This window comes from Nakamurella sp. UYEF19 (assembly GCF_040546275.1).
In the GTDB taxonomy this organism is placed as follows: Bacteria; Actinomycetota; Actinomycetes; order Mycobacteriales; family Nakamurellaceae; genus Nakamurella.
Genome location: NZ_JBEPNO010000041.1, coordinates 1 through 21,912 on the forward strand (window position 1 = coordinate 1; position 21,912 = coordinate 21,912).

The window sequence follows — 21,912 nt, forward strand, 5'->3', positions numbered from 1 at the left end:
CGGGTACCGACGGAGGTTCGGGTACCGACGGAGGTTCGGGTACCGACGGAGGTTCGGGTACCGACGGAGGTTCGGGTACCGACGGAGGTTCGGGTGCCGAGGCTTCCGGTGCCAGCGACGCCCACCCCGCCGGAACCGGGACCGGGACCGGTGCCGGTGCCGGTTCCGGTGCCGGTGCCGGCGGCAAACCCGGCGCCCGGACCCACTGCGGTACGAAGGTGCGGGACCCGAGGTCGCCGGCGAACCGCCGCGCCCACGCCCTCATCGCGGCGCTCCGCGGGTTCCTGGACGCGGGCCTGGGACCGACGCAGGGCGGCGAACGGCCCCACATCACGATGGTGATGAACTGGGACGTCGTGAAAGGCGCGCTGACCTCCGCCGGGTACGACTCCGGCGGGGCGATCACCGCCGCCCAAGCCCGGAAGTTCCTGTGCGACGCGCAGATCATCCCGGCCATCCTGGACAGCAAAAGTGAAGTGCTGGACATCGGGCGGGAACGCCGCACCTTCCCGCTCGCCATACGCCGCGCCATCACCCTGCGGGACGGCGGATGCATCTGGCCCGGATGTGACAGACCACCCGGCTGGTGCGACTGCCACCACGTTGATTGGTGGCACCGAGACGGCGGCAACACCAGCTACAAAGGCGGTGTTCTGTTCTGCCCCTGCCATCACACCGAAATTCACAAAGGCGAATGGGTCGTGCAGATGGGCGAAGACGGAATACCGGAGCTGATTCCACCGAAATGGATGGACTCGGAGCAAAAACCCCTCCGCAACAACATGCACCGACCAATGGGGGCATCATGAGGTCCAAGGAGGAACTCCTCGCATCCGGCCGCGATGCGTACGTGTACCTCCTGCCTGATGGGACGCCACCCGGACTGTCGCCGAAGCCGCTCGATCGCACCCGACGGACCGCCCGGTGTCGGTATCGCGTTGACGTTGCTGATCCTGGATCGGGTGGCCGCGCTTCCTGGGCCTGAGGCGACACGGCCGGACGTTGACCTCGGCGAGCCTGGACACCTCCGAACCGTTCCGTGGTGACGAACTCGATGCGGCGGTGGCGTGGCGGTCGGCCAACCCACTCTGACCGCGGAGCGGTGGTTGAGTCCAGCCAACTGGTTCGATCGGTCGCCGTGGGTTCAGTCGAGCCCGCTGGTTCGATCGGTCGCCGTGGGTTCAGTCGAGCCCGCTGGTTCGATCGGTCGCCGTGGGTTCAGTCGAGCCCGCTGGTTCGATCGGTCGCCGTGGGTTCAGTCGAGCCCGCTGGTTCAGTCGGTCGCCGTGGGTTCAATCGGGCCCAGTGGCGCGAAGACCACACGTCGCAACACGTCCGGCATTGGGGCCAAGCCGGGACCAGCGGAATTGATCCATTCGGCGACAGCCGTGAGCAACTCCTGGTCGAGGATCCGGCCGAGCCAGATCGGGCGGCCGCCGAACAGTCGCCCCAGCGTCGACGGCGTCACCACCATGACGTTGGACCTCTCGCACTGGCCGAGGCAGCCCTTGACGACCCGAATCTGCCCTATGTCACCCACGGCGGCGGTCAGCCGTCGGAGCTGCTCGTCGTGATCCACCTCAGGGTGCTTGCGCGCAGTCCCACAGCAGCACCCACGGCAAACCGTCACCGTGGCGCGGAGCTTGGCGAGATCGACACCGACTGCGGCACCGGCACCGGCAGGACCGTCGAAGGGTGTCAACGCGTTCCCTCATTCTCGCTGTGGCGTCTGATGGTCGGGGCTCATCAGATCATGTCGCGGCCACACCCGGTCACGACGTACCCGGTGGCAGACTGGCCCGATGCTCGACCTTCGGAGAGCCCGGTGACCGTCGCAGTGCCGGCCGATACCCAGGACGGGGAGAAGTCGGGCCGACGCAGCGTGTGGACGGGAGGGCGGGCCACTGCCCCCGCGGGCGACGAGGCGGATCCGCGGCAGGCCAGGTCCGACCCCGCAAGCGGGGTGGTGGCTATCGGGGCGATTCCACCGGTCGAACCCCCGGTCCGCCCGCGGCACCGTGCCCACCCGACGATGCCCAGCGACCGGGTTCGCGGGTGGATCACCACCATCGTCCTGACGATCATCGGCGGGTTCACCCGCCTGTGGAACGTCGGCAGTGCCTCCGACAACGGGACCCCGCTCTTCGACGAGAAGTACTACGCCGTCCAGGCCGCCGAGGTCGCCCGCAACAGCGGCGTCGAGGACAACCAGGCCTACGGCGTGATCGTCCACCCGCCGCTGGGCAAGCAGCTGATCGCCCTCGGCGAGAAGATCCTCGGCTACACCCCCACCGGGTGGCGCCTGGCCTCCGTCGTCGCTGGAACGTTCGTGGTGTTCCTGACGATCAGAGTGGTCCGGCGGATGACCAGGTCCACCCTGATGGGCGCGATCGCCGGCATCCTGATCATCTGCGACGGCGTCAGCTACGTGCAGGCCCGCACCGCCCTCCTGGACGTCTTCCAGGAGGTGTTCATCCTGGCCGCCTTCGCCTGCCTGATCGCCGACCGCGACCAGACCCGCGCCCGGCTGAACTCGACGATCGGCCCGGACTTCGACTCGTTCCTGCCCCGGGGACACCGCGGTCCGTTGGTCGCCTGGGCACAGTGGGGCGATCGGGCCGGCGTAGCACTCGGAGCCAGGTGGTGGCGGTTCGGGTGTGGCTTCTTCATGGGGCTGACGTTCGCCATCAAGTACAACGGGGTCTACTGGATCGTCGGTTTCGGCCTGCTCTCCACCATCTGGGACATCACCGCTCGTCGCGAAATCGGTGTTCGGCGACCGGTTCTCGCGGCGCTCCGCCGGGACGTCGGGCCGTCCCTGTGGTCGCTCGTCGTCATCCCGTTCGCGGTCTACATCGGGTCCTGGTGGGCATGGTTCTTCTCCGAGGACGCATTCCCGCGGCGCCAGTTCGAGGCCGACCCGAGCCACGTCGGCGATTGGCAGAATCAGACCGGGCTTTTCCACCAGTTGGCGGGCCTCTGGCACAACGCGCTCTGGCAGTGGACGTTCAAGATGCTGGACTTCCATGCGAATCTGCTATCCCCCGGCGCGCCCGGTGCTACCGATTCCAACCCTGCGGACCGTCACCCGTGGGAATCGAAGCCGTGGTCGTGGCCGATCGGCACCCGACCGGTGCTGTACTACGTCAGGCAGAACCAGACCGGTTGCGGCATCGGTCGTTCCGACTGCGTCCAGCGGATTTTCATCATCGGGACACCGGCCTTGTGGTGGGTGTCGCTGTTCGTGCTGGCCTGGGCGCTCTGGCGGTGCGTCGCACGCCTCGACTGGCGCTACGCCGCCGTCCTGGTCGGCTACGGCGCCGACTACCTGCCATGGTTCACCAACCTGAACCGTCAGATGTACTTCTTCTACGTCACCCCGTTGGCACCGTTCCTGATCATCGGGATCACCCTCGTGCTCGGCGACATCCTGGGCCGCGCCAGGGTCGGCGTCGAGCGAAGATACCTGTCCATCGCGGTCGTCGCACTGTACGTCGGGCTGGTGGTCGCCAACTTCATCTGGCTGCTGCCCATGCTCGACGGCTCCTCGATGACGCCCCAACGATTCGACATGGAGAACTGGCTGCCCTCCTGGACCCAGGGCTGACCGGGTAATTCATTGCACTGCAGGATCTATCGGCCGAACAAGCGGGCCTGCGTCACCTCAAGACCGAGGCCACCTCGTCCCGGTAGAGCAGGTCGGCGTCGACGTTCATGCCGACGAAGTGGCCGGCCAGTTCCAGGCTGAGCACACCGTGCAGCCGGGTCCAGAGGATCAGGGAACGATGCTCACCGGATGACGACGATGGATCGGCCGACTCGTCCTGCAGCTCGGCGAATCCCGCCTGGATCGGAGCAAAGATCCGCTGGGCGAGCAGGGCGGCCGTGTCCGGGGCGTGGTGGCCGGGGACGGGGGTGCCGTACAAGAGGAGGTACCGCTGCGGTTGGGCAACAGCCCATCGACGGAGCGCCGCAGAGAGGTCACGGATCCGCTCGAACGCGGGCCGGTCACCTGCGGCCGCCGCCTCGGCGACCTCAGCCAGGTCCTGGTAGGCGCTCACGATCAATTCCGTGAGCAGTTCGTCACGACTGCTGTAGTAGCGGTAGAGCGCGGGGGCCGTCATGCCCATCTGGGTGGCGATGGCCTTGAGCGACAGCGCTGACACACCGTCCTGGCCGATCTGCGACCACGCTCTGGTCTGCACCTCGTCCCGCACCTGTCGGCGATAACGGGCCCGTGGTGCTTCCGGGGTCTCCTTCACTCCTGATGGCTCTTCGCGCATCTGTGTCCTCCTTCCACTTTGCCTAGAGTTCTTGCCAATGCACCACACAAGAGTGATAGTCTATCACCGTTGCTAGTTACCGTTACGCAAGTGAGAAGATCTCATGCCCATCCACACCGCCACGTCCGCCACGCAGGCCAGACGGGCCACCGCTGCCACCCCTGCGAACGGGTCGGTCACCACCACCGAGGTGGTGCTGCCCGGAATCGTCGAGCCAGACGGACTGCAGTTCCGAGTCCGGCAGCTGGCACCGCCCGAGGCCGGACAGGCCCTGATCCGCGTCGAGGCCACCGGTGTCTCCTTCGCCGAGCAGGGCATGCGTCGCGGCCGTTACCCGGGCCAGCCGAAGTTCCCGTTCGTCCCGGGCTACGACCTCGTCGGCACGGTGACGGCCGTGGGCCGGGACGTCGATCGGGCGCTGATCGGAACCAGGATCGCCGCCGCGACGAAGACCGGCGGATGGGCCACCCACGCCGTCATCGAGGCTGCGGATCTCGTCCCCGTCGCCGAGGGCCTCGACCCGGAACAGGTCGAAACCCTGGTGGTGAACGGCATCACGGCCTACCAGATGCTGCACCGCAGCGCACGCACCAAGGCGGGGCAGACCATCCTGGCCCATGGCGCCAGCGGCGGAGTCGGCAGCCTGCTGGCCCAGTTGGCCATCCACGACGGCCTCCGGGTGATCGGTACCGCCGCCCCGCGGAACCACGAAGCGTTGCGCACCTTGGGAATCGAACCGATCGACTACCATGACCCCGACCTCGCCGGGACGGTCCGCGCGTTGGCACCCGCCGGGGTGGACGCGGTCTTCGACCACCTCGGGCCGGCCAGCTTCCCGACATCGTTCTCGCTGCTCGCACCCGGCGGCACCCTCGTCGCCTACGGCAGCGCCGCCCGGCTCGACGACGACAACTCCATGGTCATCATGTTTCTGGGCATGCTGGCCCGGCTCTACTCCTGGAACCTGTTGCCCAACAGGCGGAGGGCGAACTTCTACAACTTCTGGGCCGGACACACGGTGTCGATCCGCAAGTTCCGCCAGCGCCAGCGCGCAGACCTGACCGCGGTCCTGCAACTGCTCGCCGACGGAGTGATCGTTCCGCAGATCGCCGCGACGTTCCCGCTCAGCGAGGCAGCAGCTGCCTTCACCCTGGCCGAGTCGCACACCGTCAGCGGGAAGGTCGTCCTGCTCCCCTGAGCGCGCCCGGTTCCGGTGATGACGCGATTCAGGTCAGCCACCAGACCTCCGGTTCCTCGGCCAGCAGAGCCGGCCGCTGCGCCAGGAATTTGCGCGTGTGCGGCTGCGCCTCGTGATATTCGAAGGCGGCACGATCGGTGTAGACCTCGTAGAAGACACGCTCGTGCGGGCGCTCCGGCCGCTGGTGGACGGAGTAGGTGAGCGTGTCGGGCTCGTCGAGCCGAATGCGTTCGACCGTAGCGCGGACCAACTCGTCGAAGGCGGCGATCTCGTTGGGCAGCAGGGTGAATCGCACGACGAGGGCAAACATGGGGGATCCTTTCGGTGGGTGGGCGCAGCTTCCGAGAACGGAGGAGTCAGCCGTGGCTGGTACCTCCGGACAGCGTCACAGCGACCACGCCCGCCACGATCAGGACGAGTCCCACCACTGCGACGGCGTTCAACCGGTCACCGAACCAGATCGCCCCGATGGTCGCGATCGCTCCCGTACCGACACCCGACCAGATTGCATAGGAGACACCGACATTCAGCGTCCGGAGTGCCGGAATCATCAGCAGGAAGGACGCCGAATAGCTGACCACCACGATGACGGCCGGCAGGACGTGCCAGCCGTTGGCCAGAGTCCGGAGCTGGAGGGTGCCGACGATCTCGGTGGCGATCGCCAGGCCGAGCCAGACCCACGCCACGATCATCTGGCGAACCCTACCCAGGCCCGGCACTTTCCCACCACCCGCTCTCGCCTTTGCCCGTCATCGGCTCGCCAGGCTGCATCATTCCCCCCCCGCGGGCAGGCCTCAACCGCTCTCGTTCGACGCTCGGCGCGCTCGGTAGGCCGCGACCGCAGCGCGGTTGCCGCACCCACCGTCGCAGAACCGCTTCGACCGGTTCTTCGACAGATCGACCAGCACATCCAGACAGGTGGGTGACGCGCAGATCCGCAGCCGCCCCAGCTCGTCAGCGCGCACCACATCGACGATGGCCATCGCGGCCTCGACTGCCATCCTGGTAGCCAGCGGCGCGGCCGGCGGAGTGGCGTGCAGGTGGTAATTCCACTGGCCGTGACGCACCAACTGTGGGAGAGCCTGCGCCTCGCGGAGCAGTTGGTTCACCGCTTCGACAACCTCGTCCTCGTCGGCCTGCCAGAGTTTCCGAAGGCGGGGCCGCAACTTGCGGACAGCGGACAGCTCGGCCTCGGTGTGGGTCCGGGTTCCGGTCCATCCCCAGCTGTCGACGAAACGGTCCAACGCATCGACATCGGGCAGACCTTCGCCGCTCGCGAACTCGACATCGCCGTCGGTGTTCACCAGAGCCGCGGCTCCGGCGAGCGCCATCTCGGTGTCATGAGCGAACAGCATCTTGACTCCTTACGGCTGGACGGTACTGTCATCAGTGTAATTGCTTTTGCACATGACGCCAGTCGGTGCCGTCGGCAGCCGACCAACACGTCCGGGAGGACCACGTGCAGCAGGAACACCCCTCGACCGGCCTACCGGCGACACGGAGCACACGCCTGGGCTTCGTCTGGGCACTCCTGGCTGCCGCGACCTTCGGCACCTCGGGCACCTTCGCCAGCGCGCTGATCGACGCCGGCTGGTCACCCGGTGCCGCCGTCACGGCCCGGATCAGCATCGCCGCCCTCGTGCTCATGGTCCCGGCCGCCGTCAGCCTGCGCGGACGCTGGCACCTACTGCGCCGCAACGTCGGGATGATCGGCATCTACGGGCTGGTCGCCATCGCCGGCTGCCAGGTCTTCTACTTCAATGCGGTGCAACACCTCTCGGTCGGCGTGGCCCTGCTGCTCGAATACATGGGCATCGTGCTGGTGGTCGGCTGGCTCTGGTTCCGGTCTGGTCAGCGCCCGCGCCGGCTGACCATTGCCGGGTCGGTGGCCGCCCTGCTCGGACTCGGCCTGGTCCTCGACCTCGTCGGCAACACTCGCATCGACATCGTCGGCGTGCTCTGGGGTCTCGGCGCCGCGGTCGGCCTCGCCGTCTTCTTCGTGCTATCGGCCAAGAGCGATCCGGAACTGCCGCCACTCGTCATGGCCAGCGGCGGCATGACCATCGGCTCGGTCATCCTGCTGGCGCTGGGCGCCGTCGGTGCCCTGCCCATGACGGCCAACACGTCCGACGTGAACCTGGCCGGACACCAGGTCAGTTGGCTGGTACCAATTCTCGGACTGTCGGTGATTGCGGCGGCCTTCGCCTACGTCGCCGGAATCTCGGCCGCGCGAGCACTCGGATCCAAGCTGTCCTCGTTCGTCGGGCTGTTGGAGGTGCTGTTCGCGGTGCTCTTCGCCTGGATCCTCCTGGGCCAACTGCCGTCCGCGATCCAGGCCATCGGCGGCATGCTGATCATCGCCGGCGTCGCCCTGGTCCGGGTCGACGAACTCCGCATGCCCGACGGGGGACTAGGCGTCGAAATCGGTACCGACGCTCAGGTGCTCCCAAGTGTCGATCTCTGCGGTCATGGCCGTCGAGACGCTGCGGAAGGCAGTGAGCGCATCCGTTCCCAGCAGCAGCATGAACGGTGAATTGGGTGCGTCGACAGCCGTGATCATCGCCTGCGCGGCCCGGGCCGGATCGCCCGGCTGGGTTCCGTGCACCCGGTCGTTCTCCTTGCGGCGCGGGCCGGCCGTCTCCGCGTAGTCGGCGATGCTGCCGGGCGACTGCTGCAGCGAGCGGCCGGCGAAATCGGTCCGGAAGCCACCCGGCTCCACCACGATCACCTTGATCCCGAGCGGCGCCACCTCCTTCTGCAGGGAAGCCGAGATTCCTTCCAGCGCCGCCTTGCTCGCCGCGTAGTACCCCGAACCGGGCGGCGAGATCCGCGCGCCGATCGAGGAGATGTTGACGATGGCACCCCGCCGACGGCTCCGCATGCCGGGTAGCACGGCCTTGATCATCGCGATCGCCCCGAAGAGGTTGGTGGCGAACAACTGCTGCACTTCGGTGTCGTCGCCCTCCTCGAGTGCGGCCCGGTATCCATAGCCGGCGTTGTTCACCAGGACGTCGAGATCGCCGAAACGTTCCTGCGCCGCCCCGACCACTCTCACGACGTCGGCCGGGACGGTCACGTCGAGGGCGAGTGCCAGCGCGGTCCCCGGATGGGCGGACTGGAGGTCGGCGACCTTCGCGGCGTCACGGGCGGTCACCACCGCGTTGTCGCCACGGGCCAGGACTGCTTCGGCCAGCGCACGACCGAGGCCGGTCGAACATCCGGTGATCAACCACGTTGCCATCAAGTCCACCTTTCACGCTGTGTCATTCACGCAGTGTCATTCACGCAGTGTCATCCACACCGGGTCATCCACACGGGGTCATCCAATCGGCTCGGCCATCGGGACCGGCGAAGGGCATCTAATCACGACCGACCCGATCGAGTACTCACTCGGGTCCGGGGCGTCGTTGATCTCCGCCCGCTGGGGCTTGTGCCCGCACCGGCACGACCAGAAGCTGAAGACCGCGCAGGATTCACCGTCCGCCATCGTGACGAGTCGGGGGCCACCATGAGTCGGATGCAGGATCTCCACGTAGTCCTCCGTCATCGCGGACGTCGTTCTCGATCGATCGACGTGTTGATCGCACTGACCGTCGGTCTGGCGATGATCACCGGTGCGCCGTCGGTCATCGCGCGCACCGCTGCCGGCACGACCACGGGCAGCCCCGGAGTCTTCGCCATCAACCAGGACCTCCACACCGTGATCTTCGCGCCGGGGGCGGGCGGTCCCATCCGACCGGTCATGTCGGGGCTGATGAACCCGCCGCAGATCGTGGTCAGCCGGGGCGGCAGCCTGTTCATCATCGACGGGCCGCGCCTGCTCAAGATCACCCCGCGCGGCATCATCCTGACGATTCGCTCCGGTATGGCCGCCAACTCGACCATCGCAGTCGACAACGACAACTGGCTGTTCGTCCACCACGGCGTGCAGGTGTTCAAGTACTCGCCACCTGACGGCTCGTCACCCGTCGCAGTCGGCGGCGGCCGGGTCAGATGACGCTCGACGGCGCCGGCAACGTCTCGCTCACCACACCGACCCCGAACGGCGGGGATCAGACCGTGATCACCACGCTGCCGGTCCGAGGAGAACCTCCGCAGGTCCGCATGCTGACCTCGACGGGGAACAACGGACTGGAGGACGGCTCTCTGTCGAATGTGGTGGAAGCGCGCGACTGCACCCTGTACATCGAGACCATCAGCACCGGCGGGTCAGGGCCCAGCTGGATCATGCGGGTGAAGCCGGGCAGGGCGAATGTTGCTCCGGGCACGCCCCTCCCTCTGCCACTGAGTGAACAGGTCTCTACCGTCGACCCCTTCAACAATGTCTTCGTGCTGCAGAACCGCCTCTGGTACACCAACCCGGCCCTCGGCGACGGCAGCTGCACCGAGGACTACGGTGTCGACGCGGTGCAGAAGTTCACATCGTCCGGCAGCACCCCGGCCAGCGTCCTGGTGACCGGATTGAACATCCCCGCGGGCGGGATAGCCGTGGCTGCCACCGGTGTCATCTACGCGGCGGTCGTCCTCAGCCGAAGTGCGAACCCCTTCACCACTACCATCGCCCCGCAACTGGCCCGGATCAATCCTGCCGACGGCACCCCGGTCGTCATCGCTTCCGGGCATCTCAAGATGCCCGTCGCAGAGGACGTCAACTGGTACGTAAATTGATCGGTGACCGGCCGCATTCGTCATCGTCACCGATCCGCTCCGAGCGCCGGCCGCTCCAGATGCCGTTTCCGTCGATCTTGGATCCGGAGCAGAGGGCCCTGATCGGACTACTGCCCTCGGGGCGTTCTTGCCGAGAACTGAGCATTGAGGCGGACCACCTCCCATGGTCAAAAGCGGAGCCGGCCACGGACCTCGGTGCCGATCCCGAAAGGCCTCAGTTCGGTTCGCGTGGATCGTGTTCCGGTCGCCGATCCGTGACCGGACACGGTTTCTGAACCGTCTCCTGTACTGCGCACCGGTCGACCGGTATCCACGATGAATGCCGCCGCCTGCGGGAGGCCCGCAACCCCCGAACGCTGACGGGTCACGGGAAGAGATCGCTGGCGAGCGTCACCGCAGGGCGATCCTGCTTCGACGTTCGCGACCCTCTACAGATCCAGGTGGAGACGAAGTGCGTCGTCGATCTCGGCCAACAGGGATGCCTGCAGCAGCCCCAGAGATGGCCCCACCCGCTCGACCGCGACGGAACGGACCTGTTCGGCCTGCGCCTTTGACGCCACGCGCAGACCGACAATGTCGGCGGGAATCAGCACCTGGAACGGGAACACCCGCGCGACGTTACTGGTCAGGGGCACCACGGTGACCACGCCGCGACCCAGCCTCTGCGCAACGGAATTAGCCCGATCGTTGCTCACCACCACAGCTGGCCGCTGCTTGTTGGCCTCGCTGCCCCTGACAGGATCCAAATCGACCAGCCGAATCTCGCCGCGGCGCATCAGGACAACCCGTCGGATGCCGTCGTCTCCCACATCTCACGCTCACCTGACCGGTCCCAGTCCTCCCAGGCCGCCGCATAGTCGTCTTCCAGACTGGACCGGCGCAACAATCGAATGGCCTGGTGCAGAGCGGCCGATCGAGATCCCAATCCAGCCCTACGGGCGTGCTCATCCAACACGGCCACATCGTCGTCGGGCAGGCTGACGCTCAGTTTCATACCCCGATGCTACTCGAGTAGCAATCCCAGTGCCACCCTAGCCGAGAGTGCGCTCCACACGCCGAACCAGCCCGCCGCAAATTTGTATCGGTCAATCCGGATCAAGCTGACGCCTCCCCCGAGCCGTCACCAGCCAGGCCGCACCGGCAATGAGAAAGCCGACGAACGCCAGGTTCTCCAGCACCAAGGCCACGACAAAAAATACACCGTGCAAGCTAAGGCCCCCCAGGTACAGGATCGCCAGGCTGAACAGGAACCATCGCATGAACTTCAGGAGCATGCGCGACCGGCGCTCCAAGCGGTCGAGTGCAGCGGCATCATCGGCGCTCATCTCGACACTGCTACCACTGTTCGTCAACTCAACCTCCCCTGGTCAGCCCCCCCGTCGAGTTTCAGCATCAAACCGCCATCCGATGATTCTTCCAGGTGCACTGAAGGCAGGACGTCGTGGTCGGTCCGATGTCCCCCGGAGCCTGAAATCTAATCCGAGAATAGGATGACCACGGCTGGTGACGCTCTGGTGTGTGACTCACAGAAGAAATCATGGGTGTGAACTCCCGTCTTGTTCGATTGGACACCACTCGCACCAGCGGCACATCGAACAGTCCAATGACCACATCATGGACACCCAGGGCAAACCTGGATCCGGTGGTCATCGGTCCGCTGGGCCTGTCGGGGCGGTTGGCCACGATTTCGACAGCTATCGCCAGCGGCGGCCCCACTTCAAGGTTCAACACTTGCAGGAGCTCATAGCCACGACGATTGGCGGATCAGTCCACTTCGAACCGGCCCGCTGCCCGCTCCCGGTGATGCCATAGGAGCGAGATCCCACTTTGAACTGCGAGGGCCGCGCTCAACACGGGCCACCAGATCTCCTAAAAGTTTAGCGACTTGCCTGGTCAGCCGCGGCGAACGGCGCGTGCAAGATCTCCAGCGTGCGGCCGGCCAGGACTCCAGCACCGCGTTGGCGAGCAGCACGAGCGGGCTGACGTCCGTCATCGTCCCGAATGCTCGATTGTTCATGTCTCCCAGGCAGAGGTGAACTGCGAACCGGGTGCCTTCGGCGGCACCGGCCGCGAGCGCGGTCACGACGCGGGCCAGGACCTTCGCCAGAGCGGGCCTGGCCGCGGCCGGCGCCTTGGCCAGCAGGACCAATTCCACCGGAACCTCGATCTGGAAGAGGGTGTCGGTGCCGGTGATCTTCTTGACGTCGCGGATCTCGCCGAGACTGGCCACGTGCCCAAAACCGAGGGCCGCGCCGGACCACTTGAGGCCGGGACGGATCTCCAGGACGGGTGTCTTGGCGTAGTCCGACCAGTCCCCCGGCCTCCAGGCCCACGACCGGTCGATCTGGCCGCGATCTGCCGCCCACCAGGAATGTTGCCGTCCGCGGCGCCACCGGATCAATAGCCCATCGGGTGCGGCATCCATCCCGGACGGATGTCGCAGATCTATCTCGGCGCCATCCGAATGGCACCGTCGAGGCGGATCACCTCGCCGTTCAGCATCGGGTTGGCGATGATGTGCTCGACCAGCGCCGCATATTCGACCGGCGAGCCGAGCCGGCTGGGGTGCGGAACCTGCTGGCCGAGTGATTCCCGGGCCGCTTCGGGCAGCCCGGCCAGCATCGGCGTCTCGAAGATGCCCGGTGCGATCGTCATCACCCGGATCAGCTTGTCGGCCAGATCCCTTGCGGCAGCAAGGGTCAGACCGACGACGCCGCCCTTGCTCGCCGAGTAGGCGGCCTGTCCGATCTGCCCGTCGAAGGCTGCGACGGAGGCCGTGTTGACGATGACCCCGCGCTCCTCGCCGATCGGGTCCGTCCGGGCGATGCGTTCGGCGCCGAGACGGAGGACGTTGAACGTACCGATGAGGTTGATCTGGATGACCCGGGCGAACTGCTCGAGCGGGAGCACACCCTGCTTCCCGAGAATGCGGCCAGGGGTAGCGATTCCGGCACAGTTGACGACGACCCGAACCGGACCGAAGTTCTCGGCCACGTCGAAGGCGGCGGCGATCTGGGTCTCGTCGGTGACATCGGCCTCGGCGAAGGTGGCCTTCCCGTCGAAGGTGGCGGCGACCTCCTTCCCACCCGAGGAACCGAGATCGATGAGGACGACCTGCGCGGCGGCACGCGCGAGCGTCCGGGCGGTGGCCAGGCCGAGCCCGCTCGCCGCCCCGGTGACCACTACGACTCCATTGTCGAGATCCATGACGAGTACTCCAGTTTCGTGGGTTCGGTACTGCGATTTCCGCGGGTTCGGTGCTGCGATCGAAGAAGCGGCAGGTGAGCACCGTACCAAACAACGGTCACCCTTGACCGTCCGGGCATCCCGTCGTACTGTCCGGTCCGAGCCACGCCGCAGCACCGACAGAGGAGAGATCATCGTGACCGGAACGCTGGCAGGAAGAACCATCGTCATGTCCGGTGGCAGCCGCGGGATCGGGCTCGCCATCGCTCTGCGCGCGGCGGCGGACGGTGCGAATGTCGTGCTGCTGGCGAAGACCGACGTGGCCGACCCGCGGCTCGAAGGCACCGTGCACACCGCCGCGGCGGAGATCGAGGCGGCCGGCGGTCACGCTCTCGCAGTCGTCGGGGACGTCCGCAAGGACGAGGACGTCACGCGGGCGGTCGACGCGGCGATCGAGCGGTTCGGCGGTATCGACATCGTCGTCAACAATGCCTCCGCCATCGATCTGCGGCCGACGTCGAATATCGACATGAAGAAGTACGACCTGATGCTCGACATCAACACCCGCGGAACGTTCCTGCTCTCGAAGACGTGTCTACCGCACCTGGAGAAGTCGACCAACGGGCACATCCTGACGCTTTCTCCCCCAATGGATCTCGATCCACAGTGGGCGGGCCGCTATCTGGCCTACACGATCGCGAAGTACGGCATGAGCCTGGTGACGCTCGGTCTCGCGAAGGAACTCGCCGGGGTCGGGATCGCCGCGAACTCGCTGTGGCCGCGGACCACCATCGCCACCGCCGCCGTCCGCAACCTGCTCGGCGGCGACGCCGCCATGGCCAGTTCCCGCACGGTCGACATCGTCAGCGACGCAGCCCATGTCATCCTGACCAGGGACAGCCGGACCTGCACCGGGAACTTCTTCATCGACGATGAGGTCCTCGCCCAGGAGGGCATCACCGATCTGGACGTCTACCGGGCCGCACCGGGTGACGGCCGCCTGACGCCCGACCTCTTCCTCGACGCGTAGCCGCCCCGGACCGACCGGAGCCGGTGCGCCATGCCTCCCCGCATCCCGAACGACCCCCGGCCCCTCCAGCCAAGAAGCCTGGTCACCCAGCAGCAGGTGCTGGACGCCGCCGTGACCGCCCTGATCGAGCACGGGTACGCCGGGGCCACCACCGTCGTCATCCAGCAGTTGGCCGGAGTGACCAGAGGTCGCCTCCTGCACCAGTTCCCGGCCCGCGACCAGCTGCTCATCGCAGCGGTGCAACATCTGGCCATCGCCCGGGTCGAGGCGACCAGGGAGCGCACGACCTGGCCGGAAGATCCGGGCAGCCGGATCGACGCCGCCATCGAGGAGATGTGGTCGACCTACCAGCAGGGGTTGTTCTGGGCCTCGACCGAACTGTGGCTGGCGTCCCGGTACAACGACGACCTCCGGCAGGCGCTCCTGCCCGCCGAACGTCTGCTGGGGGAGAAGATCCGTACCGCAACGGATCTGATGTTCGGTCGGGAACTGACCGCGCGCGAGGGATATACGGCGATGCGGGAACTGGTCAACACCAGCATGAGGGGGGTAGCCCTGACCTATTCCTTCGATCGCCGGAAGGCCGGGACGGACGGCCATCTCCCGATCTGGAAGGCGACTGCCCGGGGACGGCTTCTCGCCGAGTACGTTGACGGTGTCGTCGACGCTGACGGACATGACGGGAAAGGCTGATCGCATGAACACGTTTCGCGCCCTGGTGGCCACCGGCGACGGACCAGCGCAGTTCCAGGATCTCACGGATGCCGACCTGCCCGAGGATGCGGTGACCGTCGACGTCAGCCATTCCGGGCTGAACTACAAGGACGGGCTCTCGGTCACCAACAAGGGCCGCATCGCGCGGTCGTTCCCGATGATCTGCGGCGCTGACCTGGCCGGGACGGTGGCCGCCTCCGACGATCCGGCCTGGGCGCCAGGGGACGAGGTGCTCGTCACCGGCTGGGGACTGTCCGAGACCCACTCCGGTGGCTACACGGAGCGCCAGCGGGTGAAACCGGAGTGGCTGATCCGCCGGCCCGCGGGGCTGACCGCCGTGCAGGCCATGGCGATCGGAACCGCGGGGCTCACCTCGATGCTCTGCGTGCTGGCGCTGGAGGATCACGGGTTGACGCCGGAATCGGGCGGCGAGGTCCTGGTGACCGGAGCCGCCGGCGGGGTGGGCAGCATCGCGGTGTCGATCCTCGCCCGGCTCGGCTACCGAGTCACCGCCTCGACCGGACGCCCGGCCACCCACGAGCTGCTGAAGTCGTTGGGCGCCAGTGCCTTCGTCGATCGCGCCGAACTCGCCGTTGTTCCTGGCAAGCCGCTCGAGAAGGAGCGCTGGAGCGCCGCGATCGACACCGTCGGGAGCACGACGCTGGCCAGCGTGCTTCGTCAGACGCGGTCACGAGGCGCGGTGGCCGCGTGCGGACTGGCCGGCGGGAACGACCTGCCGATCACCGTGCTGCCGTTCATCCTTCGGAACGTCGCGCTGCTCGGCGTCGACTCGGTCCAGTGCCCGCCGGCGTTACGGACCCGTGCCTGGGAACGCCTGAGCACCGATCTGCCCCTCGACCTGCTCGATTCCCTGACGACGGTCGAGCCGCTCGGCCGGGCTCCGGAGCTGGCCGAGCAGATCCTGGCAGGTCAGGTCGCCGGCCGCGTGGTGTTCGACACCAGGGCCTGACGCCTCAGGAGTCGTAGTCGATCGTCACGGTGTCGGTGACCGGTAGCGCCTGGCAGGTGAGCACGTAGCCGGCTTCCACCTCGGCCCTCTCCAGCGCGAAGTTGCGACGCATCCGCACCTCGCCGTGGGTGACGAGAGCACGGCAGGTCCCGCACACGCCGCCCTTGCAGGCGAACGGCAGATCCGGTCGGACCTTCTGGGCTCCGTCGAGCACCGGCACGTCCGGCGGGACGGTGGTCGTGGTGCTGCGGCCGTCCAGCACGACGGTGACCTCCGAACCCGGTCCCGTCGGGGCGTCCTCGTGCCGGGTCTCCTCCGGCGGATCGTCACCGACGTAGAACAATTCGCGATGGATGCGGTCGGGACTCACGCCGAACCCGGTCAGCACCTCGATCGCGTCGGTGACCATGCCGAACGGTCCGCACAGCCAGAAGTGATCGACGTCGGCCACCTCCAGCGTCGCCGGCAGCAGCCGGCGTAGGCGGTCGGCGTCCAGTCGGCCGCTGAACAGCTCGACCTCCTGCGGTTCACGGGACAGCACGTGCACCAACCTCATCCGCGCCGGATGGGCATCCTTCAGGTCGGCGACGTCGTCGGCGAACATCACCGAGTCGCTGCGGCGATTGCCGTAGATCAGGGTGACCGTCGATTCGGCGTGGGCCTCCAGCACTGACGCCGCGATCGACAGCATCGGGGTGATCCCGGACCCGGCGGCGATCAACACGTGTCGACCGGGTGCGGTGAGGTCGGGGCTGAAAGAGCCTGCGGGAGCCTGCACGTCGATGACGTCACCGGCCCGCACCTGCCGGATCAACCACCCCGAGACCGCTCCGCCGGCGACCTCTCGCACGCCGATGCGGGGGGCCTGGCCGGCCGGGGCGCAGATCGAGTACGACCGCCGCTCCTCGCCGTGTCGCAGCGTCAGGGACTGGCCGGGGGCGAAGCGGAACTGCTCGCGCAGGTCGGCCGGGACGTCGAACCTGACCGCTGCCGAGTCGTCCGTCAGGGCTTCGACATCGGCCACGCGCAATGCGTGGAAGTCGCTGCGAGCCATGCGTTCTCAGATCTCCTTGACGTATTCGAACGGCTCGCGGCAGTCCTGGCAGCGGTAGAGCGCCTTGCAGGCGGTCGCGCTGAACTGCGAGGTGACGGCCGTCCTCACCGATCCACAGCGGGGACAGGCCACCGTGCGCACCGGCACGGTCAGGGTCAAGGGGATCGGCCCGGCCGACCGGGGGCCGGCGGCCGGCGGAGGGGCGATCCCGGCCGCGTTCAACTTGGTCCGCCCGGCAGCCGTGATCCAATCGCTCGTCCACGGCGGCGACAACTCCGTCTCGATCCTGACATCGGCAAAACCGGCTCGCTGCAGGCGGTGTCGCAGATCCTGGCTGATCTCGCGCATGGCCGGACAACCCGAGTACGTCGGGGTGATCGTCACCGTCACGGCGTCACCATCCTGACGGACGTCCCGCAGGATGCCGAGATCGGCCAGCGTGACCATCGGCAACTCCGGGTCCGGGACCGCCGCGGCGATGTCCCACGCCGGGCCGGAACGGATCACCACAGCGCTCACCACGTGGCACCGGGGTGGGCGCGGGCCATGCTCTGCATCTCCGCCAGGATGTAGCCGAAAGCCTCGGTGTGCAGACCATCTCGGCCGTACCTCCCGCGAACCCCGGCCAGCGCGGCAGCAACCGGACGTTCGAGCGTGGCGGTGGCCAGCACGGTATCGATGACGACGTCCACCCCGGTGCGCAGGGTGGATCCCTCCACCGCGGTGCCGGGCAGCGCGGCCTCGACCGGGTGCGAGCGGAACAGTTCGTCGACCAACGGCCAGACGACGTCCATCGCCGCCTGCATGCGCCGGTGTGACTTGTCGGTGCCGTCGCCGAGCCGGACGACCCAGCGGGCGGCGTAGTCACGGTGGTAGGTCAGTTCCTTCACGCCCTTGGCCGCAATCGCCGCCAACACAGGATCTCTCGAAGACCGGAGGGCGTCGAACTGCGCCAGCCGCCAGGTCGAGAAGACCAGCAGACGGGCGAGCATCTCGGCAAAGTCGGCATCGACACGTTCCACCAGCCGGACGTTGCGGAACTCGTTCTCCTCGCGCCAGAAGGCGAACGCATCCTCGTCCCGGTCGGTGCCGTCAGCCTTTCCCGCTCTGGCGAGCAGCATCCGGGCCTGGCCGAGCAGGTCGAGGGCGATGTTGCCGATCGCTGTCTCCTCCTCGAGTTCGGGCGCGCGCGTCATCCACTGCTGCAGGCGGTGGCTGAGGATCAGCGCATCGTCGCCGAGCATCAGGCAGTAGGCAGCCAGCGCCTCCGCGTCCACACCCTTCGGCACGGTGGTGTCCACCCCTTCGAGGGCGTCGGTGAATCCGGTGCCGAATGCCCAGCGGTGGTCGTCCGAGTCCTGCGCCAGGGCATGCCCCGCGAAATCATCTTCCCTGCTGTCAGACATGGCGCCGCCCTTCACATGTGGGGGACATCATCGGGGATGTCGTAGAAGGTGGGGTGTCGGTAGACCTTGTCGCCGGACGGGGCGAAGAACGGGTCCTTCTCGTCCGGGCTGCTAGCCGTGATGTCCGCGGCGGGAACCACCCAGATGCTCACGCCTTCGTTGCGCCGGGTGTAGAGATCGCGGGCGTGATGGAGCGCCATCTGCGGATCGGCGGCATGCAGCGAACCCACGTGGACGTGGTTCAGCCCACGCTTTCCTCGGAGGAACACCTCGTACAACGGCCAACCGGAACTCATCGCTGTCCGGCTTCCGCGGTGTGGGCCGGTGCGGCTTTCGCAGCGTGGGCCATGGCAGCCTCCCGCACCCAGGCGCCCTCGTCGTGGGCGGCCTTGCGGTGCGCGACGCGCTGGGCGTTGCACGGTCCGTTGCCCTTCACCACCGACCAGAACTCGTCCCAGTCCGGCGTGCCGAAGTCGTGGTGCCCGCGCTCGGAGTTGAACCTCAGTTCCGGGTCGGGGAACGTGACACCGAGCTTCGCGGCCTGCGGCACGGACATGTCGACGAACCGTTGGCGCAGTTCGTCATTGGTGTGCCGCTTGACGCCCCACCTCATCGACTGCTCGGTGTTCGGCGACTCGTCGTCCGGCGGTCCGAACATCATCAGCGCCGGCCACCAGAAGCGATCGACGGCCTCCTGCACCATCTTTCGTTGGGCGTCGGTGCCGCGCATCATCGACATCAGCAGCTCGTAGCCCTGGCGCTGGTGAAAGGACTCCTCCTTGCAGATGCGGACCATGGCCCGGCCGTACGGCCCGTAGCTGCTGCGGCACAACGGGACCTGGTTGCAGATGGCGGCGCCATCGACCAGCCAGCCGATCACACCGACGTCTGCGTAGGACAGCGTCGGGTAGTTGAAGATCGAGGAGTACTTCTGCCTGCCGTGCACCAGTTTGTCGGTCAGGTCGGCCCGGTCGACGCCCAGGCTCTCGGCGGCGGAGTACAGATACATGCCGTGGCCGGCTTCGTCCTGCACCTTCGCCAGCAGGATCGCCTTGCGCCGCAACGAAGGTGCCCGCGTGATCCAGTTGCCCTCCGGCTGCATCCCGATGATCTCGGAATGACCGTGCTGGGCGATCTGCCGGACCATCGTCTTCCGGTACGCGTCCGGCATCCAGTCCCGCGGCTCGATCCGGCGCTCGTGGGCGATGGTCTCGTCGAAATGTGCCTGCAGCAGGGCGGTGTCGTCCGCGTCTCCTGCCAAACGTGCGGGGCTCGGCCCGGCTGGGTTCAGCACCTCGGTCATGTCGTCGATCCTTCCGGAGCGGGTTGCATCGGCCACCGCTTGGCCACCATCGTCAGCACGTCGTACTTGGCCACCGAGGTGCCGTCCTGGTTCGTCAGGTCCGCGTCCCAGCGGACCTCGCCGTACTCGCCGTCCCGCGGGGTGATCGCCTTCGCGGTCAGCGTGATCGTCAGTTCGTCGCCGGGGTAGGTCGGGGTGAGGAACCGGAGATTGTCGAGGCCGTAGTTGGCCAACACCGGACCGGGCGCCGGATCGACGAAAAGCCCGGCAGCGAAGGAGACGACGAGATAGCCGTGCGCCACCCGTCCATCGAAGAACGGATTCGCCGCGGCCGCCACCTCGTCGGTGTGGGCGTAGAAGGTATCGCCGGTGAACTCGGCGAACTGGTCGATGTCGGCGATCGTCACGGTGCGCGGACCGGCGACGACCGTGTCTCCGATCTGCAGCTCCTGCAGCGACTTCCGGAAGGGATGGACGTCAGTGACCTGACGATCCGCCCCGGGCGTCCAGCGTCCGGTGATGGCCGTCAGCATCTGCGGCGAGGCCTGCACGGCCGAGCGCTGCATGTGGTGCTGCACGCCACGCAGACCGCCCAGCTCCTCACCACCGCCGGCCCGCCCTGGACCACCGTGCACCAGATTCGGGAGCGGAGCACCGTGCCCGGTCGATTCACCCGCGTCGTCGCGGTCGAGCACCAGCAGACGCCCGTGCCACGGTGCGATCCCGAGCACGACCTCGCGGGCCACCTCTGGATCGTGGGTGATCAGCGATCCGACGAGGCTGCCCTTCCCGCGGATCGCGAGGGCGATGGCGTCGGGCACGGTGTCGTAGCCGATGAGCGTGCTGATCGGCCCGAACGCCTCCACCTCGTGCGGCTCGGCGCGATCACCGTTGGCCCGCAACAGGATCGGTGACATGAAGGCACCGCGATCGGCGTCGGCGCCGACCACGTCGACGTGGTCGGGGTCCCCGAACACGATGGTCGCGACGTCGAGCAGTGCCTTGAGCGACCGCCGGACGTCCTCCCGCTGTTCGAGGCCGGCGAGGGCGCCCATCCTGACGGAGGGGTCAGCCGGATTCCCGATGACGACCTTCGCCAATCGCGCCGACGCAGCCTCCCCCACCGCGTCCAGCAACGGGTTCGGCACGATGGCCCGTCGGATCGCCGTACATTTCTGCCCGGCCTTCACCGTCATCTCGATGGTGAGGGATTTCACGAACAGGTCGAATTCTTCGGTACCCGGGACGGCATCCGGGCCGAGGATGGAACAGTTCAGCGAGTCGGCCTCGCCGGTGAACCGCACCCCATTGGCGACGACGGCCGGATGGGCACTGAGCTTGCGGGCCGTGCTGGCCGATCCGGTGAATCCCAGGGAATCCTGGTCCGTCAGGTGATCGAGCAGATCTCCGGCACTCCCGGTGATCAACGAGATCGCGCCGTCCGGCAGCAGACCCGATTCCACCATCAGCTCGACCAGCCGGTGGGTGAGGTAGGCCGTGGGGCTGGCCGGCTTGATCAGGCTCGGCACCCCCGCGAGGAAGGCGGGAGCGAACTTCTCCAGCGGACCCCAGACCGGGAAGTTGAAGGCATTGATCTGCACCGCCACGCCGCGTCGAGCGGTCCAGATGTGCTGCCCGAGAAAGGTTCCACCTTTGCCGATGGGTTCGAGAACGCCGTCGAGCAGGACGGTGTCACTCGGGAGTTCACGGCGCCCCTTGCTGGCGTAGGTGAGCAGTACCCCGAGGCCGCCGTCGATGTCGACCATCGAGTCGCTCCTGGTGGCACCGCTTCTCGCCGACAGCGCGTACAGCTCGCCACGGCGCTCGCGGAGGAAGGAGGCGAGCGCCTTGAGCAGCGCGGCCCGCTGGTGGAAGGTGAGTAAGCGCAGCGCCGGTCCGCCGACGGTACGGCCGTGTTCCAGCGCGGCAGCCATGTCGAGCCCGGCCGTTGACAGCCGGGCGATCTCCTCGCCGGTGACCGCATCGTGCACGGCCGCGCCGTCATCGGTCGGCGTGACCCACCGGTCCTGCAGGTAGCTCGACAGCACTGTCATGCCCTGACCTCCACGATGGGGCGACGGCCGCCTCGTGAGGAGATAC

General features: G+C 67.4%; 25 protein-coding genes and 1 pseudogene. 9 read left to right on the top strand and 17 right to left on the bottom strand.

The annotated features are described in order from the left end of the window. The coding region (locus ABIB25_RS27930; RefSeq protein ID WP_354531783.1) for an HNH endonuclease signature motif containing protein at positions 1 to 809 on the top strand (809 nt) is incomplete at its 5' end. Between the two features lie 464 nt (positions 810 to 1,273). On the opposite strand, the gene ABIB25_RS27935 is transcribed toward ABIB25_RS27930, so the two are convergent. Continuing rightward, positions 1,274 to 1,702, bottom strand: coding sequence for a hypothetical protein (locus ABIB25_RS27935; RefSeq protein ID WP_354531784.1), 429 nt, complete (start codon positions 1,700 to 1,702; stop codon positions 1,274 to 1,276). 330 nt (positions 1,703 to 2,032) lie between these two features. Here ABIB25_RS27935 and ABIB25_RS27940 point away from each other — a divergent pair, with 330 nt between their 5' ends. Continuing rightward, a complete protein-coding gene (locus ABIB25_RS27940) occupies positions 2,033 to 3,607 on the top strand; it encodes a dolichyl-phosphate-mannose--protein mannosyltransferase (RefSeq protein WP_502919924.1) in 1,575 nt (524 codons plus the stop codon). A gap of 52 nt (positions 3,608 to 3,659) precedes the next feature. Here ABIB25_RS27940 and ABIB25_RS27945 read toward each other — a convergent pair whose 3' ends face one another. Further along, on the bottom strand, positions 3,660 to 4,283 hold the full coding sequence (locus ABIB25_RS27945; RefSeq protein ID WP_354531786.1) for a TetR/AcrR family transcriptional regulator: 624 nt from the start codon (positions 4,281 to 4,283) through the stop codon (positions 3,660 to 3,662). Positions 4,284 to 4,386: 103 nt separating this feature from the next. On the opposite strand from ABIB25_RS27945, the gene ABIB25_RS27950 reads away from it, so the two are divergent. Then, complete coding sequence (locus tag ABIB25_RS27950; protein WP_354531787.1) at positions 4,387 to 5,481, top strand: medium chain dehydrogenase/reductase family protein; 1,095 nt, start codon at positions 4,387 to 4,389, stop codon at positions 5,479 to 5,481. 28 nt (positions 5,482 to 5,509) lie between these two features. Here the strand turns inward: ABIB25_RS27950 and ABIB25_RS27955 are convergent, their stop codons facing one another. From ABIB25_RS27955 to ABIB25_RS27965, 3 genes are all read right to left on the bottom strand, one after another. Next, complete coding sequence (locus ABIB25_RS27955; protein ID WP_354531788.1) at positions 5,510 to 5,791, bottom strand: putative quinol monooxygenase; 282 nt, start codon at positions 5,789 to 5,791, stop codon at positions 5,510 to 5,512. Between the two features lie 46 nt (positions 5,792 to 5,837). Further along, the gene (locus tag ABIB25_RS27960; protein ID WP_354531789.1) at positions 5,838 to 6,173 is read right to left on the bottom strand and encodes a DMT family transporter; all 336 of its coding nucleotides are present in this window, start codon (positions 6,171 to 6,173) and stop codon (positions 5,838 to 5,840) included. Between the two features lie 102 nt (positions 6,174 to 6,275). Continuing rightward, positions 6,276 to 6,836, bottom strand: a complete 561-nt coding sequence (locus tag ABIB25_RS27965; protein ID WP_354531790.1) for a CGNR zinc finger domain-containing protein — start codon at positions 6,834 to 6,836, stop codon at positions 6,276 to 6,278. 104 nt (positions 6,837 to 6,940) lie between these two features. Between ABIB25_RS27965 and ABIB25_RS27970 the strand changes: the two genes are divergently transcribed. Next, positions 6,941 to 8,014, top strand: a complete 1,074-nt coding sequence (locus tag ABIB25_RS27970) for an EamA family transporter (RefSeq protein ID WP_502919923.1) — start codon at positions 6,941 to 6,943, stop codon at positions 8,012 to 8,014. Here the strand turns inward: ABIB25_RS27970 and ABIB25_RS27975 are convergent. Beyond that, a pseudogene (locus ABIB25_RS27975) lies at positions 7,958 to 8,722 on the bottom strand (oxidoreductase); the annotation flags it as partial. The gene ABIB25_RS27970 and the pseudogene ABIB25_RS27975 overlap by 57 nt on opposite strands. Before the next feature lie 276 nt (positions 8,723 to 8,998). Here ABIB25_RS27975 and ABIB25_RS27980 point away from each other — a divergent pair. Next, positions 8,999 to 9,478, top strand: coding sequence for a hypothetical protein (locus ABIB25_RS27980; RefSeq protein ID WP_354531791.1), 480 nt, complete (start codon positions 8,999 to 9,001; stop codon positions 9,476 to 9,478). Next, the gene (locus ABIB25_RS27985; protein WP_354531792.1) at positions 9,475 to 10,149 is read left to right on the top strand and encodes a hypothetical protein; all 675 of its coding nucleotides are present in this window, start codon (positions 9,475 to 9,477) and stop codon (positions 10,147 to 10,149) included. The genes ABIB25_RS27980 and ABIB25_RS27985 overlap by 4 nt, the downstream gene beginning before the upstream one ends. Before the next feature lie 428 nt (positions 10,150 to 10,577). Here ABIB25_RS27985 and ABIB25_RS27990 read toward each other — a convergent pair whose 3' ends face one another. The 5 genes from ABIB25_RS27990 to ABIB25_RS28010 form a co-directional block, all read right to left on the bottom strand. Continuing rightward, positions 10,578 to 10,928: a type II toxin-antitoxin system PemK/MazF family toxin gene (locus tag ABIB25_RS27990; RefSeq protein WP_354531811.1), complete on the bottom strand. Its 351-nt coding sequence runs from the start codon at positions 10,926 to 10,928 to the stop codon at positions 10,578 to 10,580. After that, entirely contained in the window at positions 10,925 to 11,143 is a 219-nt protein-coding gene (locus ABIB25_RS27995; protein ID WP_090480857.1) for a ribbon-helix-helix domain-containing protein, read from the bottom strand. Before ABIB25_RS27995 ends, ABIB25_RS27990 begins: the two co-directional genes overlap by 4 nt. A gap of 91 nt (positions 11,144 to 11,234) precedes the next feature. Beyond that, a complete protein-coding gene (locus ABIB25_RS28000) occupies positions 11,235 to 11,474 on the bottom strand; it encodes a hypothetical protein (protein WP_354531793.1) in 240 nt (79 codons plus the stop codon). Positions 11,475 to 11,890: 416 nt separating this feature from the next. Then, positions 11,891 to 12,574, bottom strand: coding sequence for a hypothetical protein (locus ABIB25_RS28005; protein WP_354531794.1), 684 nt, complete (start codon positions 12,572 to 12,574; stop codon positions 11,891 to 11,893). A 20-nt stretch (positions 12,575 to 12,594) separates the two neighbouring features. Continuing rightward, positions 12,595 to 13,356, bottom strand: a complete 762-nt coding sequence (locus ABIB25_RS28010) for an SDR family NAD(P)-dependent oxidoreductase (RefSeq protein ID WP_354531795.1) — start codon at positions 13,354 to 13,356, stop codon at positions 12,595 to 12,597. 208 nt (positions 13,357 to 13,564) lie between these two features. On the opposite strand from ABIB25_RS28010, the gene ABIB25_RS28015 reads away from it, so the two are divergent. The 3 genes from ABIB25_RS28015 to ABIB25_RS28025 are packed head-to-tail and all read left to right on the top strand — an operon-like array spanning position 13,565 to position 16,049. Continuing rightward, on the top strand, positions 13,565 to 14,365 hold the full coding sequence (locus ABIB25_RS28015) for an SDR family oxidoreductase (RefSeq protein ID WP_354531812.1): 801 nt from the start codon (positions 13,565 to 13,567) through the stop codon (positions 14,363 to 14,365). 30 nt (positions 14,366 to 14,395) lie between these two features. Then, entirely contained in the window at positions 14,396 to 15,058 is a 663-nt protein-coding gene (locus tag ABIB25_RS28020; RefSeq protein WP_354531796.1) for a TetR/AcrR family transcriptional regulator, read from the top strand. Positions 15,059 to 15,062: 4 nt separating this feature from the next. Then, positions 15,063 to 16,049, top strand: a complete 987-nt coding sequence (locus tag ABIB25_RS28025; RefSeq protein WP_354531797.1) for an MDR family oxidoreductase — start codon at positions 15,063 to 15,065, stop codon at positions 16,047 to 16,049. Positions 16,050 to 16,053: 4 nt separating this feature from the next. Here the strand turns inward: ABIB25_RS28025 and paaE are convergent, their stop codons facing one another. The 6 genes from paaE to paaZ are packed head-to-tail and all read right to left on the bottom strand — an operon-like array spanning position 16,054 to position 21,866. Then, the gene (gene paaE, locus ABIB25_RS28030) at positions 16,054 to 17,103 is read right to left on the bottom strand and encodes a 1,2-phenylacetyl-CoA epoxidase subunit PaaE (protein WP_354531798.1); all 1,050 of its coding nucleotides are present in this window, start codon (positions 17,101 to 17,103) and stop codon (positions 16,054 to 16,056) included. Positions 17,104 to 17,109: 6 nt separating this feature from the next. Then, complete coding sequence (paaD, locus tag ABIB25_RS28035) at positions 17,110 to 17,622, bottom strand: 1,2-phenylacetyl-CoA epoxidase subunit PaaD (RefSeq protein WP_354531799.1); 513 nt, start codon at positions 17,620 to 17,622, stop codon at positions 17,110 to 17,112. After that, the gene (gene paaC / locus ABIB25_RS28040) at positions 17,619 to 18,509 is read right to left on the bottom strand and encodes a 1,2-phenylacetyl-CoA epoxidase subunit PaaC (RefSeq protein WP_354531800.1); all 891 of its coding nucleotides are present in this window, start codon (positions 18,507 to 18,509) and stop codon (positions 17,619 to 17,621) included. The genes paaD and paaC overlap by 4 nt, the downstream gene beginning before the upstream one ends. An 11-nt stretch (positions 18,510 to 18,520) precedes the next feature. Beyond that, a complete protein-coding gene (paaB, locus tag ABIB25_RS28045; RefSeq protein WP_354531801.1) occupies positions 18,521 to 18,805 on the bottom strand; it encodes a 1,2-phenylacetyl-CoA epoxidase subunit PaaB in 285 nt (94 codons plus the stop codon). Next, the gene (paaA, locus tag ABIB25_RS28050) at positions 18,802 to 19,812 is read right to left on the bottom strand and encodes a 1,2-phenylacetyl-CoA epoxidase subunit PaaA (protein ID WP_354531802.1); all 1,011 of its coding nucleotides are present in this window, start codon (positions 19,810 to 19,812) and stop codon (positions 18,802 to 18,804) included. The genes paaB and paaA overlap by 4 nt, the downstream gene beginning before the upstream one ends. Continuing rightward, positions 19,809 to 21,866, bottom strand: coding sequence for a phenylacetic acid degradation bifunctional protein PaaZ (gene paaZ, locus ABIB25_RS28055; RefSeq protein WP_354531803.1), 2,058 nt, complete (start codon positions 21,864 to 21,866; stop codon positions 19,809 to 19,811). The genes paaA and paaZ overlap by 4 nt, the downstream gene beginning before the upstream one ends. Positions 21,867 to 21,912 lie beyond the last annotated feature (46 nt).

What these genes read in the sequence shown, in the direction of transcription:
- ABIB25_RS27940 (WP_502919924.1), top strand. Translation starts at nt 2,033, where the DNA reads ATGCCCAGCGACCGGGTTCGCGGGTGGATCACCACCATCGTCCTGACG.
- ABIB25_RS27945 (WP_354531786.1), bottom strand. Translation starts at nt 4,283, where the DNA reads ATGCGCGAAGAGCCATCAGGAGTGAAGGAGACCCCGGAAGCACCACGG.
- ABIB25_RS27950 (WP_354531787.1), top strand. Translation starts at nt 4,387, where the DNA reads ATGCCCATCCACACCGCCACGTCCGCCACGCAGGCCAGACGGGCCACC.
- ABIB25_RS27955 (WP_354531788.1), bottom strand. Translation starts at nt 5,791, where the DNA reads ATGTTTGCCCTCGTCGTGCGATTCACCCTGCTGCCCAACGAGATCGCC.
- ABIB25_RS27960 (WP_354531789.1), bottom strand. Translation starts at nt 6,173, where the DNA reads ATGATCGTGGCGTGGGTCTGGCTCGGCCTGGCGATCGCCACCGAGATC.
- ABIB25_RS27965 (WP_354531790.1), bottom strand. Translation starts at nt 6,836, where the DNA reads ATGCTGTTCGCTCATGACACCGAGATGGCGCTCGCCGGAGCCGCGGCT.
- ABIB25_RS27980 (WP_354531791.1), top strand. Translation starts at nt 8,999, where the DNA reads ATGCAGGATCTCCACGTAGTCCTCCGTCATCGCGGACGTCGTTCTCGA.
- ABIB25_RS27985 (WP_354531792.1), top strand. Translation starts at nt 9,475, where the DNA reads ATGACGCTCGACGGCGCCGGCAACGTCTCGCTCACCACACCGACCCCG.
- ABIB25_RS27995 (WP_090480857.1), bottom strand. Translation starts at nt 11,143, where the DNA reads ATGAAACTGAGCGTCAGCCTGCCCGACGACGATGTGGCCGTGTTGGAT.
- ABIB25_RS28000 (WP_354531793.1), bottom strand. Translation starts at nt 11,474, where the DNA reads ATGAGCGCCGATGATGCCGCTGCACTCGACCGCTTGGAGCGCCGGTCG.
- ABIB25_RS28005 (WP_354531794.1), bottom strand. Translation starts at nt 12,574, where the DNA reads ATGGATGCCGCACCCGATGGGCTATTGATCCGGTGGCGCCGCGGACGG.
- ABIB25_RS28010 (WP_354531795.1), bottom strand. Translation starts at nt 13,356, where the DNA reads ATGGATCTCGACAATGGAGTCGTAGTGGTCACCGGGGCGGCGAGCGGG.
- ABIB25_RS28015 (WP_354531812.1), top strand. Translation starts at nt 13,565, where the DNA reads ATGTCCGGTGGCAGCCGCGGGATCGGGCTCGCCATCGCTCTGCGCGCG.
- ABIB25_RS28020 (WP_354531796.1), top strand. Translation starts at nt 14,396, where the DNA reads ATGCCTCCCCGCATCCCGAACGACCCCCGGCCCCTCCAGCCAAGAAGC.
- ABIB25_RS28025 (WP_354531797.1), top strand. Translation starts at nt 15,063, where the DNA reads ATGAACACGTTTCGCGCCCTGGTGGCCACCGGCGACGGACCAGCGCAG.
- paaE (WP_354531798.1), bottom strand. Translation starts at nt 17,103, where the DNA reads ATGGCTCGCAGCGACTTCCACGCATTGCGCGTGGCCGATGTCGAAGCC.
- paaC (WP_354531800.1), bottom strand. Translation starts at nt 18,509, where the DNA reads ATGTCTGACAGCAGGGAAGATGATTTCGCGGGGCATGCCCTGGCGCAG.
- paaB (WP_354531801.1), bottom strand. Translation starts at nt 18,805, where the DNA reads ATGAGTTCCGGTTGGCCGTTGTACGAGGTGTTCCTCCGAGGAAAGCGT.
- paaA (WP_354531802.1), bottom strand. Translation starts at nt 19,812, where the DNA reads ATGACCGAGGTGCTGAACCCAGCCGGGCCGAGCCCCGCACGTTTGGCA.
- paaZ (WP_354531803.1), bottom strand. Translation starts at nt 21,866, where the DNA reads ATGACAGTGCTGTCGAGCTACCTGCAGGACCGGTGGGTCACGCCGACC.